Raw genomic sequence first — 15,948 nt, forward strand, 5'->3', positions numbered from 1 at the left:
GCTTCAGAAGAGGAATAGTGACCTGGTACTGAATGATGTATAATGAACAGGACTAGCAGCGTAATTATTGTGAGTGAGCAATGTGAGAAAGAATTTCTAACGATACCATGGATGAGTGAGATGAGCGCAAATGGGAATGGATCTGGAGAAACAACGATTAAGCATTGAAGCAGCCAAATTGTACTATCAGTCGGATTACAGCCAGCAGGATATTGCCGTCAGGCTGGGCGTGTCCCGTCCAACCGTATCCCGGCTGCTCCAGTATGCGAAAGACCGCGGTTATGTGCGCATTGAAATTATGGACCCGCTCGAGGACATTGATATCATTGCCGGAGAACTCAAAGCCAAATATGATCTGGATACCGCACTCGTCTGTTTTGCTCCACTGAAGAGTGATGAAGAAATACAGAAACATATTAGTAAAAGAGCAGCTGACTACCTGCAGGATACTGTTCAGGATGCAGACATTATTGGTGTGACCTGGGGAACGACGATGTACGCGGTAGCCAAACAGCTTCGGGCCAAGCAGGTTAAAGGTGTTGAAGTGGTGCAGCTAAAGGGTGGCATAAGCCATTCACACGTGAATACGTATGCGGCAGAGATCGTGCATCTGTTTGCAGAAGCGTATCATACCGTCCCGCGATACCTGCCTTTGCCCGTGATTTTCGACAATATCGAAGTCAAAAAAATGGTGGAAGCCGACCGACACATCGGAAGAATCGTTGAACTCGGCAGACAGGCGAATATTGCCATGTTTACCGTGGGTACCGTAAAGGAAGATGCACTCCTGTTTAAACTTGGATACTTTAACGAGGAAGAACAGCGATTGCTGATGAATTCGGGTGCAGGCGATATCTGCTCACGATTTTTTGATGCGGATGGACAATTAATCAGTGAAGAAATCAATAGCAGAACCGTAGGGATTGACCTGGCCGAATTACGGAATAAGGAAAAATCAATCCTTGTTGCCGGGGGGCAACGTAAAATTGAAGCCATTCACGCTGCGCTCAAAGGGCATTATGCTAACATTTTGGTAACAGACCAATATACAGCGCAGGCTTTGCTCCGTTTCTAGTTCAATATGATGACAACATCTGCCACGGAAATTCGGCGGATGTTTTGCTTTTTTAGGCAGAAGCTATAACCGTTGTTTCACTTACTAAAGTGGATGAACAAAAGTTCATATTGATTTTTACATATGTTCATGTTAGTGTAAGGCTATAAATAATCAGTTCAGATAAGGGAGAGATTCAATTGACTTCAGCTCAATTAGCCAAAATGATCGATCATACCTTGCTTCGTGCGGATGCTACGCAAAGTGAAATGGACAAACTGACCGAAGAAGCAAAACAGTATCAATTTGCTTCTGTATGTGTGAATCCGGGTTGGGTTTCTTATGCAGCAGAGCAGCTTCAAGGCAGTGGCGTGGATATTTGTACCGTTATCGGTTTTCCTCTTGGAGCTTCGACTTCTGAAACCAAAGCGTTCGAAACGACAGACGCTATTGCCAAAGGTGCAACGGAAGTAGACATGGTCATCAACATCAGCGCGCTGAAAGATGGCAGAGACGATTACGTTGAGCAAGACATTCGTGCTGTTGTTCAAGCCGCTGCAGGCAAAGCGTTGGTGAAAGTCATTATCGAAACTTGTCTGCTTACGGATGACGAAAAAGTACGCGCGTGTCAGGCAGCCGTGAAAGCTGGTGCTGACTTTGTCAAAACGTCAACGGGATTCTCCACAGGCGGAGCAACGCCGGAAGATATCGCATTGATGCGTCGCACAGTCGGACCAGATATGGGCGTAAAAGCATCGGGTGGGGTACGCAGTCTGGAAGACATGCAAAAAATGATTGAAGCAGGAGCAACTCGAATTGGAGCAAGCTCAGGCGTGAAGATCATGCAGGGTGGACAGTCCACATCTTCTTATTAATTCTAAAGGTTAATGATCTGTTCTCCAGAATCCGGTATTTTCCGGCTATGGGGAGCAGGTCCTGATCCTTATCCAATGAATTATTTGTAAGCGCTTCACAAATTTTCTGAAAGTTTAATCTTACCGTATGAGCCTTTGAGTTGAAACGAACATCTGGCTTAACTACCTTCAAAGGAGAGATACAATGAAATTTCTGATTGCCATTCTGGGTTTACTCGTTGTGTTTGGACTGGCTTATATCGCAAGCAACGGTAAAAAGAATATTCGTTATCGGCCGCTGGCCGTCATGATTGTTTTGCAGGTGATCCTGGCTTATGCTCTGTTGAATACAGGAGTGGGCACATGGCTGATTGGTGGATTCGCGACCGTATTTAAAAGTTTGCTTGATTATGCGAATGAAGGGATTGCGTTTGTATTTGGTGATTTGACTACCGTAGGTGCAGAGACCGTAGGAACACCGTTCTTCCTCAGCGTATTGATGCCAATCGTTGTCATCTCCGCCCTCATTGGGATATTGCAGTATATCCGAATCTTACCTTTTGTTATAAAATATATTGGTCTGGTATTAAGCAAAATCAACGGAATGGGCAAACTGGAATCATATAACGCGGTTGCTTCCGCCATTCTGGGGCAATCTGAAGTATTCATATCCGTTAAAAAACAAATCGGTTTGCTGCCAAAGCATCGGCTGTACACGTTGTGTGCCTCAGCCATGTCCACGGTATCGATGTCCATCGTCGGTGCCTATATGTCCATGATCGATCCGAAATATGTGGTTACAGCGCTTGTGCTGAACCTGTTTGGCGGTTTTATCATCGCTTCCATCGTGAATCCGTATAAGGTAACCGAGGAAGAAGATATATTGGAAGTGCAGGAAGAGGAAAAACAATCGTTCTTCGAGATGCTCGGTGAGTACATTCTGGACGGATTCAAAGTGGCAATCGTTGTTGCAGCAATGCTCATCGGATTCGTCGCCCTGATAGCGCTCGTTAACGGGATATTCAGTGCTGTTCTCGGCATTTCGTTCCAGGAACTGCTTGGTTATGTGTTTGCACCCTTTGCGTTTATTATGGGCGTTCCCTGGAAGGAAGCGATTCAGGCGGGAAGTATTATGGCAACCAAAATGGTGTCGAATGAATTCGTCGCCATGCTGGATCTGACCAAACAAACTACGCTGTCTGCTCGTACAACAGGTATCGTATCCGTCTTCCTCGTATCGTTCGCCAACTTCTCGTCCATCGGTATCATTGCTGGTGCGGTGAAGGGACTTCATGAAAAACAGGGCAATGTGGTGGCCCGCTTCGGTCTGAAGCTGCTTTACGGTGCATCGCTTGTCAGCGTGCTGTCTGCGATCATCACCGGACTGTTCTTGTAACCCGGATTATTGGAAGGAGTGCGTAAGTTATGTCAACATTTAAAAGAGTACATCTGATTGTTATGGATTCTGTAGGTATCGGTGAAGCGCCGGATGCGGCAGAATTTGATGATTACGATGTGGATACGTTTGGTCACATTGCACGTGAACGCGGAGGTTTGAACATGCCTAATATGGCAAGTCTCGGACTGTCCAACATTAAAGAAATTGAGGGCATTCCTGTCTCGGATTCACCTAAAGCGTATTATACAAAAATGCAGGAAGCGTCCCGGGGCAAAGACACCATGACAGGCCATTGGGAGATCATGGGACTCTATATTGATACGCCTTTCCGAGTATTCGAAAACGGCTTCCCGGATGAGCTGATTCAGCGCATTGAAGAGAAGACAGGCCGTAAAGTCATTGGGAACAAGCCAGCCAGTGGCACGGAAATTATTGATGAGCTGGGTGAGGAGCATGTAAAAACAGGTGCCCTCATTATATATACTTCGGCGGATTCCGTTCTGCAGATTGCTGCACACGAAGATGTGGTTCCTTTGAAAGAGCTGTACGAAATCTGTGAATTCTGCCGGGAGATCACGCTCGACGATCCATACATGCTGGGCCGCATTATTGCACGCCCGTTTGTTGGCGAAGTAGGGAATTTCAAACGTACTGCGAACCGTCATGACTATGCGCTCAAACCGTTCGGCCGTACAGTTATGAATGAGCTTAAGGACGGAGGATTTGACGTCATTGCCCTTGGTAAAATCGCAGATATCTATGACGGAGAAGGGGTAACCAAGTCTGTTCGCACGGTGTCCAACATGGACGGTATGGACAAGTTGTCCGAAACGATGGATGAAGAATTCACAGGTCTCAGCTTCCTGAACCTGGTTGATTTCGATGCATTGTTTGGTCATCGCCGTGATCCGCAAGGATATGCTCAAGCCCTGGAGGATTATGATGCGCGTCTGCCTGAGATTTTTGACAAAATGACGAACGATGACCTGCTGATCATTACAGCTGACCATGGTAACGACCCAACGTACCGTGGTACGGACCATACACGTGAGTATGTGCCATTGCTTGTGTATTCCCCTCGCTTCAGCAAGGGCAAGCAGCTTGAACTGCGCAGCACATTCGCCGATCTTGGCGCAACGGTTTCTGACAACTTTGGTGTTAAACTGCCGGAATACGGTACAAGCTTCCTGAAAGATTTAAAATAAATTTCCGTGGTCAACGGAAGCAATCAAGTCGCTAGATAAATTAATAAAGAATGGTACAGGTAACCATGGAGCAGCTGCGGCCGCTCCGGTTCCTGGCCATCACTAAACCAATGGATAAACTGGAGGAGATTTAACCATGAGTACACATATCGGAGCCAAACCCGGAGATATCGCAGAAACGATCCTTTTGCCAGGAGACCCGCTGCGCGCAAAGTTTATTGCAGACACGTATCTTGAAGATGTGGTTTGTTACAACGAAGTTCGCGGAATGCTTGGTTTCACCGGTACATATCAAGGACACCGTATTTCGGTACAAGGTTCAGGCATGGGGATTCCATCGTTCGCCATCTATGCCAACGAATTGATCAGCGAATATGGCGTCAAAAACCTCATTCGTGTGGGAACATGTGGAGGTATGCAGGAGCATGTACGTGTTCGTGACGTCATTTTGGCACAAGCTTCCTGTACGGATTCCAGCATGAACAAGCTTGTATTTGGCGGATATGATTTCTCTCCAATTGCAACGTTCTCCCTATTGAAAGAAGCATATGACCGTGCAACAGCAAAAGGTCTGAAGATCCATGTCGGTAACGTATTTAGCTCCGATTCATTCTATCGCGACGACCGTTCCGTTACAGAAAAATTGATGCAGCACGGCGTACTTGGCGTGGAAATGGAAACAACAGCTCTTTACACCATTGCTGCTAAGTTTGGCGTGAATGCATTGACGATCCTGACTGTGAGCGACCACTTGTTGACAGGCGAAGAAACCACTGCCGAAGAACGTCAAAAAACGTTCAACGACATGATGGTTGTCGCACTTGAAACAGCAATCACGCTGTAAATTACGCTAATATCCATTGATTTGAATTGAAACTTGTTATTAGCACGTAGTGAAGGAAACGGATCCATTTTGAAGAAGCGAAGCGCCTCGACTCTATCTCAAGGTTTTCACCACAACAACAAACAAAATTACACGATAACGGAGAGGGCAGAAGGAACCTGAAGAAGTGAAGCGTCCGCCTTTATCACCGGATTTTCCCCTTATAAAAAGGGAATCGAAAAATTTGGGGATAACAGCGGTCGGAAGGTTGTTCTGCCATCGGAGTGACCGTGTAAATACCCACCACAACAAAGGAGAGATCATCATGAGAATGGTAGACATTATTGCCAAAAAACGTGACGGAAAAGAACTGACGACAGCTGAGATTGATTTTGTTGTTCAAGGATATACACAAGGTGATATTCCGGATTATCAAGTCAGCGCCTGGGCGATGGCAGTATTTTTCAAGGATATGACCGACAAGGAACGCGCAGATCTAACGATGTCGATGGTAAATTCGGGCGAAACGATTGATCTGTCCGCCATTGAAGGCATCAAAGTAGACAAGCACTCGACGGGTGGAGTAGGCGATACAACAACATTGGTTCTAGCACCGCTTGTTGCTGCCCTGGATGTTCCCGTAGCCAAAATGTCCGGACGAGGTCTGGGCCATACAGGCGGAACGACGGACAAACTGGAATCCGTTGCTGGTTTCCACGTAGAGCTGGAGAAAGAAGAGTTTATCAGGCTCGTTAACGAACACAAGGTAGCGGTTATTGGTCAAAGCGGCAACCTTACACCTGCTGACAAAAAGCTCTATGCACTCCGTGACGTTACAGCAACGGTCAACTCCATTCCACTGATCGCCAGCTCCATCATGAGCAAGAAAATTGCAGCAGGTGCTGACGCCATCGTACTGGATGTGAAAACAGGTGCGGGTGCCTTCATGAAAACAACCGAAGATGCAAAAGAACTGGCACATGCCATGGTAAGCATCGGTAACAATGTTGGGCGCAAAACGATGGCGGTTATCTCCGACATGTCTCAACCACTCGGATTGGCCATCGGTAACGCCCTCGAAGTAAAAGAAGCGATTCTGACGCTGCAAGGCAAAGGACCGAAAGATCTGGAAGAACTGTGTCTGGCTCTTGGACGTCAAATGGTATTCCTCGCTGGCAAAGCAGACTCCCTGGAACAAGCTGAGGAGAAGTTGAAAGAAGTGATCCAGAACGGGAAGGCACTGGAGAAATTCAAGCATTTCCTGGCAAACCAGGGTGGCGATGCATCAGTTGTAGATCATCCTGATCGTTTGCCACAGGCGAAATATCTGATTGAAGTCCCGGCTGATCAGGATGGATATGTTGCCGGAATCGTAGCTGACGAAATCGGAACCGCTGCGATGCTGCTTGGCGCAGGGCGTGCAACGAAAGAATCGGAGATTGATCTTGCCGTAGGATTGATGCTTAACAAAAAAGTGGGCGACCCGGTCAAAGCTGGCGAGTCACTGGTAACGATCCATGCCAATCGTGAGGATGTGGCAGACGTGATCGCCAAGATCAAAGAAAATATTACGATTGCAGATCATGCTGATGCTCCTGTGCTCGTTCATGATATCGTAACGGAATAAATATCAGGTGATGTCGAGAGGTTTTTCATATTGAACCTGAATCCGAAGAACCCGAAGCCATATTTTTATGGTTTCGGGTTCTTCCTTGTTTTTGAAAGTGAGAATGGATCCAGAACTTAAACTTAAACTTAAGCTTAAGCTTGAGCTTGAGCTTGAGCTATCCCTCTCTTTTGCCCTTCAGTTTATCATAGGCCATTACGGAATCCGCATTGGTATAAATATACGGGGTGGATGGCTCGGAAACAGGAATTATTTTCGTTGCCCGAATCTCAATGGTGTCCTTGCCATTTACCTGAGCGGAGCCGATGCTTCCGTCTATTTGTACCCAGCTGTCGGTTGGGAATGTATCAGCGTCAGGGATGTGAATCATGACTCCAAAGGGCGCCGCATCTGCAGGACAACACATGACAAGGAAACGACCGAGCGCAAAGTGTGATTCGTGATTCATGCTCTGATCACGATAGACAAATCCAGTGAGGGAGATCTCCTTGCCGGCGAATTGACGCTGAAACATGTCGATGGTCCCAAGCGTTTCTGAAAATATTTCTGGATATACTTTGATGATCGATTCGGCATACAATTTTTCGGCCAACTCAGCGAATTCACGGCTGTATTCATCGGGAGGAATGAATTGCACTTGCACTTTACTGGCTGACCCGGAAACAACGGTCGTCTGAATTTGTGCAAGATCTTGAATATCCAATTTGACCGTATCTTCGGGTGCAGGCTCTTTACGCCGGATTTCTGGCGGGGTGTAAGACAGCGACATGCCTTTCTGACTAGCCATCGAACTGCCCAGTGCCTGATCGGGCAGCAAAAAACCGAGCAGTAAGGGAAACATAATCAGACTGTAGGTCATCGAACTGCGAAACCACCCGGACGGAGGAGGGTGCTCACAATCACAATGGACTTGACCATGACCAATGAGTGCATGCCAAGCCATAACGACCGCGATGAACAAAAGCGGTATAGGACTGCATAATAACAGTCGCTGCATCGTGGGGGCCAGATAATAGTGAAGAGAATCATTTGCGTTCAAATGGAAGATGTATACGGCAAGACCACCAATCCAGACGGCACGAATCAATGAGTACCATTGAACGGCATGTCTTCTGGAGCTGGGAGTATGGATTTGAAAGGATGCAGGATGAGTCATCTAATCACCTCTTATCATTATTGAAGTGAACATATATGCTGCAGAATTTAATTTTCCACTTGCTTCATGATGTATGAATACCGGAATGTAATTTGTTTTTTATCCTATACCAGAAGGTTTATCAACCACGATCCGGCGAAGACGAGAACAATAATGGCCATGCTTAACCCAATGACAAACCTTGTGCGGAAGGTGGAAAGCAACATGAGTGTGCTCTTAAAATCAAGCATGGGCCCGAGAACAAGAAATGATAAAAGCGGTCCCAGCGCAAAAGTATGAGAGAACGCAGAAGCCACAAAGGCATCAGAGGTCGAGCACAGAGATAATACATATGCAAATCCCATCATAAATACATAGGAGGCCACAGGGCCGTTCCCAAGTGCAATCAGATCACTGCGGCTGATAAACGTCAGAATGCAAGCTGTAATCAGTGCACCAATGACCAGGTACTTACTCATATCTACAAATTCATCTCCGGCATGAATGAAGAAGCTGCGCCAGTTTTTCTCATGGGTATGGTTATGATCATGCCTTTCGGCATGCGTATGGGGTTGGGCCATTTTGAATCCAGGATGAGTCTTGACCTCTGTCACGGCAACCTTTGGCTTACGTAAAGGATTCTTTCGAACAAAAAGATAGACCAGCCCCCCAATTGAAGCTGCGACGGCAAACGCCAGTCCCATGCGGGCGATTGTTATTTCGGGATGGGATGGAAAAGCTAGTAAAGTTGCGGTAAACACGATCGGATTAACAACAGGACCACTAAGAATAAACGTTACCGCGATATAAGCTGGCATTCCTTTATGCATCAACCGCCGTACTACTGGAATCATGCCGCATTCACAGATAGGGAATATGATCCCGAGCAATCCAGCCACCAGCACACCGCCAATAGGATTCTTTGGTGTGAGTTTGCGTACCATTTCTTCGGATACGAACCATTGCATGAGCGAAGACAGCAGTACACCGATCAGTAGAAATGGGACTGCTTCAAGGAAGATGCCTATGAATACTGTTTTCATATTTTGCAAAGCTTCACTGTTCCATGCCTGTTTGAGATCCGGAGCCATTGTAATCATCACGGGAACAAGAAAGGCACAGGGAATAAGGAATGACAGGAGCTTCAGATTGGCCGCAAGCTTCATTAGGCAGACCTCCACAACCGGACTTTTAATAAACTATATGCCTGTACATTCAGCAACATACACACGCTTTGCCATTTTAATCATAATTGTTACGATTTAATAATTCTCTTTACCAGAAAGTTGACAAACGAAAGAAGGGTCATGTCGGATTAAAGACGATAATAGAAAGTATGAGGTCTTAAAGATAAGTCATTTTTTATAATGAAGTTCATTTAGGTAAAAATAAATATGTATAAAAACTGATTTACTACATAGACTTTGGCATTGATACAAAACTCGCTTCATGATACAATTTGTATCAAACGAATATGAGAGGTGAAAACTATTAAAGCTTTATCTGAACCTAATCCATTTAATAATTACTTTAAAATTTGGGCAGTTGTATTGCCTATAAATTCTTGGGTGTTGATGCCCTCTAATCCAGGAACAACACCAGGGCTACTTCTATCCCTGTTATCTGTTGCTTTTGTGCTTTTGTTCGCTATTAGCATAAAATTAAAAAACAATATCGAACTCAAAAAGTTAACAAGTTTTTTTTATAGAGACATAATCATTTTTATTTATATTTTGACCCTGTTTAATGGTTTAGCACAACTAACTGTTCTATTCAAAATGAATGGAGGCTATGACTACAATTTTGCTCATAATGTTATTTTAGTAAACGAAAATGGGCATATCTTTTTAAGATCCAGCCTATTTACTCAATCAATATATCTTATTGCTGCGTCAATAATTTGCTTTTACGCTAAGTATTTTTATAAGAAGGAGTGGAATAAGTACATATTTATAGGCACGACTATATTTCTTGTTTATGGGTTTTACGAATGGTTTTATTATTTAATATTCGGGACTACTGGAGACTTTTTAAGTAACAGAGTGTTTGCTTTAGATATTAACGGGGACCCGAGATTAGGAAGCATGAGTCAGAGAACTGATGCTTTTGGATTAGACACCCTCAGAATGAAGAGTCTAACGGGCGAGCCAAGTGCATTTGCGCTCACTGTGCTACCTCTGTGGATATTCGCAATACATTTACGAAAACCTTTATTACACATACCTATGTTAATAGCATTAATTTTATCTACCTCTTCGACCGCATTTTTAGGGATTTTAATTTATTTTATCTATAGGGTTTTGCGTTACCACTTAAGAGATAGATACTGTCAAATACTAATATACTTTTCTACAATATTAGTAATCCTTAATTACAAAAGAGTTGCCAGTGTGCTCGAATTCTTACTTTTTAGTAAAATTGATTCTCAATCAGGAAGTCAAAGATCTTCTTCTATGTTCACTCACCTTGATTACTTTTCTCATATGCCATTTTTCAACAAATTGTTTGGAGTAGGATTTGGGTATGTTAGGTCTACCGATTTTTTCTCTACGTTATTAGTTAATAGTGGTATTGTTGGCTTTATTCTCTTCAGTATTTTTTTCTTATATCCGATATTTAAATTAAAGGGTAACTATTTTAATGATGGACTTAAAGTTGCATTGCTTGTAATTTATGTATCCTTAATGATTTCTGTCCCGGAATTTTCCTATCTGACTACATGGTTATTCTTGGGAATAAGTTACAATCAGCTAGCCAGGGAGAAAAAATCAATCATTCTTTATAACTTAAATCCGGGAAAATTTCAATCATCAAAATTAATTTAAACATATCGGAGACACTGCATTTATTATTCGGTAAAGTAAACTCATTTTTTTAAGAGTATACTTTACCGAATTTTTACTTTTTATGAGATTGAGTATCAAAAACGATGCTATGCTTATTTTTAATTATTAAAATATTATTTTAGAAGATTATTATGACTTGAGTAGTTGTTACATTTCATTTAAGCACCTCACAGAAAAAGAGATGCACATGAACTGGAGAGAACTTAGAGATCCATTCCCTTCATGGAGTTGACAAAAGAAAAAACATGGATTAATATCATTAAATAGTAAATATTACGATTAAACCAAAGGAGGCACTACCATGAGAGTGATTGTAACCTTAGCCTGCACCGAGTGCGGAGACCGCAACTATACGACAACGAAGAACAAGCGTAACCACCCTGAACGGATTGAGTTGAAAAAATACTCACCGCGTTTGAAGAAAATGACCATTCACCGGGAAACAAGGTAAAATTTTTTTGTCTTTTCTACATCGTAATACTTGCGAAAAGAGGAAACGTCATGATTCTATCCTCCATGCGCGATGTGGTCTTTGGCTATGGCAAAGAGCCTGTCATTGACCATCTGTCGCTGGATATTCACGTGGGTGAGTTCGTAGGCATTACCGGCCCGAACGGTTCTGCGAAAACAACCATGCTGAAGTTGCTGCTGGGGCTGTTACAGCCCTGGAGCGGCACGGTACATATGAATGTTCAGAACATCCGTGGCAGCAAACTGGAGATCGGATATGTGCCCCAACAGGTGGCATCGTTTAATAGCGGATTTCCCAGTACAATCATTGAACTGGTTCGATCCGGATGTTACCGCAAGCTTGGTCTCTTCCGCAGATTCAGAGCTGAACAGGAAGCTGTCGTGGAGAGAAGTCTCCGAGAGGTAGGCATGTGGGAACACCGGAATACGCGGATAGGTGAACTGTCTGGTGGGCAGAAACAGCGAATATGCATTGCCAGAGCTTTGGCAGGACAGCCCCAAGTGCTTGTACTGGATGAACCCACAACGGGAATGGACCGCCGCAGCAGGGAAGGATTCCATAATCTGATGCGTCACTATGCAGATGTGCATGGGCTGACGATTATTATGGTGACACATGGTCTGGAAGAGATGGGCAACCGATTGGATCGAACCATTGTCCTGGAACGGCAAGAAAGCGAGGAATGGCAGTGTTTGAGTACGAATTCATGCAGCGTGCTTTCTGGGCAGGCGGACTGATTGGAATCATAGCTCCCATTCTGGGTGTTTATCTGATGCTTCGGCGTCAGGTATTAATGGCGGATACATTGTCTCACGTTTCACTTGCCGGGGTTGCACTTGGTTCAGTTTTGAACCTTGATCCAGTCATTTGTGGTTTTGCCATCGCAGTCATTGGCGCACTGCTGGTGGAACAATTGCGGCGTAATTACCTGACTTACAGTGAGGTCCCTGTAGCGATCATCATGACGTCAGGCTTGGCGCTAGCTGTTGTGCTTATGAGTCTGAAATCCAGTCTGTCCAAGACGTTTAGTTCCTATTTATTTGGATCCATTGTAGCTGTTAGCGATACACAGCTATGGATGATGGCGGCGGTGTGTGTGACCGGTTTGATTTTTTTCATTGTACTACGTAGACCTTTATACAATTTGACGTTTGATGAAGAGACAGCTTCTATCGGAGGCATTCAGGTCAAAGGTTTATCGTTTGCATTTGCAGTACTTACGGGTCTGACGGTTGCTTCAGCCATGCCCATTGTCGGTGTACTGCTTGTATCTGCCCTAATTGTGCTGCCGGCTGCGCTGGCTCTGAGAGTCTCACGCAGCTTCGCAGCAGCCATAGTGATCGCCGTCCTTACCGGGTTAATCGGGATCTTCGGCGGGTTGACAACATCTTACCACTTGAATACACCCCCAGGAGGGACGATCGCCCTCATTCTGCTGGCCTTTCTATTGACTGGAATATCAGCACAGAAGCTGATTCAACAATACAACCGTAAGCGTCATCGCAAGGAAAGAAAGCAGCAGCACGCAATTATATCCATACAATCAAGGGAGAATATACCACATGAAATTCAGTAAAAGATCAACATTGGGACTATTGTTCAGTCTCACACTTATTGCAGCCGGCTGCGGTCAAACGAAAACGGCATCCGAATCGGATGCGGCTTCGGCAAACGCTCCGGCAGCGACTGAGAAGAAGTTGGACGTACAAGTCAGTTTCTACCCTATGTATGAGTTCACCAAAAATATAGCAGGCGATCTGGCTGATGTACATACACTCGTTCCAGCCGGAATGGAGCCCCATGACTGGGAGCCAACACCCCAGGATATAGCAAGCATCGAGAAAGCAGATGTACTCGTCTATAATGGCGCTGGTATGGAATCATGGATCGATCAAGTGAAGAATACTCTGAGTAATGACAAGCTTGTACAAGTAGAAGCAAGCCAAGGCATTGATCTGCTTGAAGGAGTAGAAGATGGCCATCATCATGGGGAGTCAAGTGCAGATGAAGCAACTGCAGAAGAGCATGACCATAATCATGATCATGGTGAAGAAGCAGCCACTGAAGAACACGATCACGAGCATGCCAATGAAGCCGCTACAGAAGACCATGACCACGAACATGATACTGAGGCAGAAGAAGGGCACACACATGATCATGGTGGACTTGACCCGCACGTGTGGTTGTCGCCTGTTCTGGCCATTCAGGAGGTGCGGAATATTGAAGCAGGACTGGCGAAGGCTGCACCGGAGCATGCTGAACAGTTCAAGCAAAATGCTGATGCGTACATTGCCAAACTGGAAACATTGGATCAGGAATTCAAAGCAGCTGTGACAGACAGCAAACGAAAAGATTTCATTACTCAGCATGCAGCGTTCGGGTATCTTGCCCGGCAGTATGGACTGAAACAGGTGCCGATTGCGGGTTTATCTCCAGAACAAGAGCCTTCTGCAGCACAGATGGCATCCGTTATTGATTTTGCCAAGGAACACCAGGTCAAAACGATTTTCTTCGAAACTCTGGTATCTTCCAAAGTATCCGAGACCATCGCCAGTGAAGTCGGTGCCCAAACGGCTGTGTTGAACCCGATTGAAGGATTAACCGAAGAGGAGATTGCAGCAGGAATGGACTATATCAGTGTTATGAAGCAGAATCTGGATGCCCTGGAACGGGCACTGAATGAATAAACATAAATCCATTTGATGCTAGTCATCGAAAGAGGTACAATGATACAACATGCTGAGGAATGGCGATGCCATTCCTTTGCCTTTTGCCACGCAGAGAGCACAGTGATGTGCTCTTTTCGTTGTATAAGGGGACCGGAGAACGATTGGGGTTACAGGAGGAGAAGACGCATATGGAACGAAGTGAAGAACAGGAAATTCTGCTAAGTCAGCAGCCACCCCATCTTTGGAGAAGACGCAAGCAGGAGCTTATGCACTGGACGGAGCGTGAAAAACATACGATATCAGCGAAGAAAACAGTGGTGTGGAACGGAGTAGAAGTGGATGCGGAGCTGCTCAAGGCACTATCCTTGCTTCAGCAAGCTGGTGTAGAGACCGAGTTTTCGTGTGCAGGTGTTAGTCCGCTTGATGAACCTGTAGACCATTCGCTGTATGCTTATGTTACACTAGTGCAAACTGAAACTGCAGATCAATTTGTTCAATATGCGCTGAAGCGTATGCGAAATCGACTGCTTGTTACACTGGAAGTAGAGAGGGGACGGTATGATATGTCTTCTTTTTTCATAGGACACAATCGAAGTTTCTGCTGGTGGATGGAATATTGTGCTGCCCATTTCATGGAACGAAACGAGTTGAGCTAAGAAGCGTAGTATAAACGTTGGGAATTGTTACTCGGAGACAAGGAGGGATACAGAATTGAATAAATGGCTCAAAACCATATTGTTTCTGGTGGCTTCCGTTTTTCTCACACGTTTTATTCCGTTTTCTTCGTTGTTCCGAAATCTGGATACGATGATTCATGAATTCGGCCATGCGTTGGTCACCCTGCTATTATCAGGAAAAGTTCTGCGTATCGAATTATACGCGGATCACAGCGGCGTTACCTATTCATCCATGCTGACACCAGGCAGATCCATATTGGTGTCTCTGGCAGGATATATAACGGCATCACTATTTGCCTGGCTGCTATTCTACTTGTATCGCAAAGGCTTGCACATCTGGGGTTTGGGCATCATGACTGCTGTTGCACTTGTATCTCTTTTGTTATACGTAAGAGGAGAGTTCGGGATGTTATGGCTCACAGGGTTCATTGCCCTGAATGTCGTGATGATGATTTTTGGCGCCAGAATAGTGAAGTTCTATTATCTGTTACTGGCTTTCCTGACGCTGGAAGAGTCCGTGGTGAGTGCCATGTATGTCGGACTGATGTCCTGGACGCAGCCTTCACGGGCAGGAGATGCAGCCAATCTCGCACAGCAGACTTTCCTGCCGGCCCTGTTTTGGGGAACCCTATTTGCGTTATTTTCTCTCTGGTGTGCGAAGGGCGCCCTGAGTCTTTTTTTCCGCAAAGAGGGTGCGGTACGCAAGCCACGCTCACGGGGATTACGTCAGCGAAACGTTTAAACGCAAGACAAAGGCACTTCCTTTAAAATAAAGGAGGTGCCTTTTCCTTTACGTAATGAATTTGTCTCACCATTAGTCGCCAAGGTTTTCCCATAATACGTAGAAATAATGGAGCTCTTCCATAATCGCCTTATCATCTTCGGCGGCAACCCCACCTTTAATCCGTGAGAGTGTACCCAGAATATCATAAATCGTTTCACGCTCCACGCTGAACTGAATGCGGTTGACGATTCGATCCCAGGCCTGCATCGCATAATCAATTTGAGACTTGGCTTCAGTCCACTGTTTCCCTTTCACCTGCTTTTCCAGCGTTTGTACGGATTCCAGCAACCGATCATCTGCGCCAAAGGGCTTTTTGAGAAAGGGTCCACTGACCATGATAGCCACAAACAAAATCAGTAAAAAAATTGGAACCACATACAGCAACCAAAAACGGGTTTTCATT

The 15,948-nt window shown here is 45.1% G+C and carries 16 protein-coding genes; 13 read left to right on the forward strand and 3 right to left on the reverse strand.

The genetic code is table 11. The annotated features are described in order from the left end of the window. Positions 1 to 136: 136 nt before the first annotated feature. From deoR to HP552_RS27230, 6 genes are all read left to right on the forward strand, one after another. Complete coding sequence (deoR, locus tag HP552_RS27205; RefSeq protein WP_175399128.1) at positions 137 to 1,075, forward strand: DNA-binding transcriptional repressor DeoR; 939 nt, start codon at positions 137 to 139, stop codon at positions 1,073 to 1,075. Between the two features lie 203 nt (positions 1,076 to 1,278). After that, entirely contained in the window at positions 1,279 to 1,929 is a 651-nt protein-coding gene (deoC, locus tag HP552_RS27210; RefSeq protein ID WP_175399129.1) for a deoxyribose-phosphate aldolase, read from the forward strand. A gap of 184 nt (positions 1,930 to 2,113) precedes the next feature. Continuing rightward, positions 2,114 to 3,304 carry a NupC/NupG family nucleoside CNT transporter gene (locus tag HP552_RS27215; RefSeq protein ID WP_175398512.1) on the forward strand — a complete coding sequence of 397 codons (1,191 nt, stop codon included), beginning with the start codon at positions 2,114 to 2,116 and terminating at the stop codon, positions 3,302 to 3,304. Between the two features lie 29 nt (positions 3,305 to 3,333). Beyond that, positions 3,334 to 4,512: a phosphopentomutase gene (gene deoB / locus HP552_RS27220; RefSeq protein ID WP_175398513.1), complete on the forward strand. Its 1,179-nt coding sequence runs from the start codon at positions 3,334 to 3,336 to the stop codon at positions 4,510 to 4,512. 136 nt (positions 4,513 to 4,648) lie between these two features. Beyond that, on the forward strand, positions 4,649 to 5,356 hold the full coding sequence (deoD, locus tag HP552_RS27225) for a purine-nucleoside phosphorylase (RefSeq protein WP_175398514.1): 708 nt from the start codon (positions 4,649 to 4,651) through the stop codon (positions 5,354 to 5,356). 304 nt (positions 5,357 to 5,660) lie between these two features. Further along, positions 5,661 to 6,962, forward strand: coding sequence for a pyrimidine-nucleoside phosphorylase (locus HP552_RS27230; protein WP_175398515.1), 1,302 nt, complete (start codon positions 5,661 to 5,663; stop codon positions 6,960 to 6,962). Between the two features lie 157 nt (positions 6,963 to 7,119). On the opposite strand, the gene HP552_RS27235 is transcribed toward HP552_RS27230, so the two are convergent. Both HP552_RS27235 and HP552_RS27240 read right to left on the reverse strand, forming a co-directional pair. Then, complete coding sequence (locus HP552_RS27235; RefSeq protein WP_175398516.1) at positions 7,120 to 8,118, reverse strand: TIGR03943 family putative permease subunit; 999 nt, start codon at positions 8,116 to 8,118, stop codon at positions 7,120 to 7,122. Between the two features lie 104 nt (positions 8,119 to 8,222). Then, positions 8,223 to 9,263, reverse strand: a complete 1,041-nt coding sequence (locus HP552_RS27240) for a permease (RefSeq protein ID WP_175398517.1) — start codon at positions 9,261 to 9,263, stop codon at positions 8,223 to 8,225. Positions 9,264 to 9,578: 315 nt separating this feature from the next. On the opposite strand from HP552_RS27240, the gene HP552_RS27245 reads away from it, so the two are divergent. From HP552_RS27245 to HP552_RS27275, 7 genes are all read left to right on the forward strand, one after another. Next, on the forward strand, positions 9,579 to 10,922 hold the full coding sequence (locus HP552_RS27245) for a hypothetical protein (RefSeq protein ID WP_175398518.1): 1,344 nt from the start codon (positions 9,579 to 9,581) through the stop codon (positions 10,920 to 10,922). Between the two features lie 322 nt (positions 10,923 to 11,244). Beyond that, positions 11,245 to 11,394: a 50S ribosomal protein L33 gene (gene rpmG, locus HP552_RS27250; RefSeq protein WP_024631975.1), complete on the forward strand. Its 150-nt coding sequence runs from the start codon at positions 11,245 to 11,247 to the stop codon at positions 11,392 to 11,394. Between the two features lie 50 nt (positions 11,395 to 11,444). After that, a complete protein-coding gene (locus tag HP552_RS27255) occupies positions 11,445 to 12,152 on the forward strand; it encodes a metal ABC transporter ATP-binding protein (RefSeq protein WP_175398519.1) in 708 nt (235 codons plus the stop codon). After that, positions 12,098 to 12,991, forward strand: coding sequence for a metal ABC transporter permease (locus HP552_RS27260; RefSeq protein ID WP_175398520.1), 894 nt, complete (start codon positions 12,098 to 12,100; stop codon positions 12,989 to 12,991). The genes HP552_RS27255 and HP552_RS27260 overlap by 55 nt, the downstream gene beginning before the upstream one ends. Then, the gene (locus HP552_RS27265) at positions 12,978 to 14,102 is read left to right on the forward strand and encodes a metal ABC transporter substrate-binding protein (RefSeq protein WP_175398521.1); all 1,125 of its coding nucleotides are present in this window, start codon (positions 12,978 to 12,980) and stop codon (positions 14,100 to 14,102) included. The genes HP552_RS27260 and HP552_RS27265 overlap by 14 nt, the downstream gene beginning before the upstream one ends. Before the next feature lie 170 nt (positions 14,103 to 14,272). Further along, the gene (locus tag HP552_RS27270; protein WP_175398522.1) at positions 14,273 to 14,740 is read left to right on the forward strand and encodes a hypothetical protein; all 468 of its coding nucleotides are present in this window, start codon (positions 14,273 to 14,275) and stop codon (positions 14,738 to 14,740) included. A 55-nt stretch (positions 14,741 to 14,795) separates the two neighbouring features. Then, a complete protein-coding gene (locus tag HP552_RS27275; protein ID WP_175398523.1) occupies positions 14,796 to 15,503 on the forward strand; it encodes a M50 family metallopeptidase in 708 nt (235 codons plus the stop codon). A 72-nt stretch (positions 15,504 to 15,575) separates the two neighbouring features. Here HP552_RS27275 and HP552_RS27280 read toward each other — a convergent pair whose 3' ends face one another. Further along, positions 15,576 to 15,947, reverse strand: a complete 372-nt coding sequence (locus HP552_RS27280; protein WP_175398524.1) for a DUF4363 family protein — start codon at positions 15,945 to 15,947, stop codon at positions 15,576 to 15,578. Position 15,948 lies beyond the last annotated feature (1 nt).

The organism is Paenibacillus xylanilyticus (assembly GCF_013359935.1).
GTDB lineage: Bacteria > Bacillota > Bacilli > Paenibacillales > Paenibacillaceae > Paenibacillus > Paenibacillus xylanilyticus.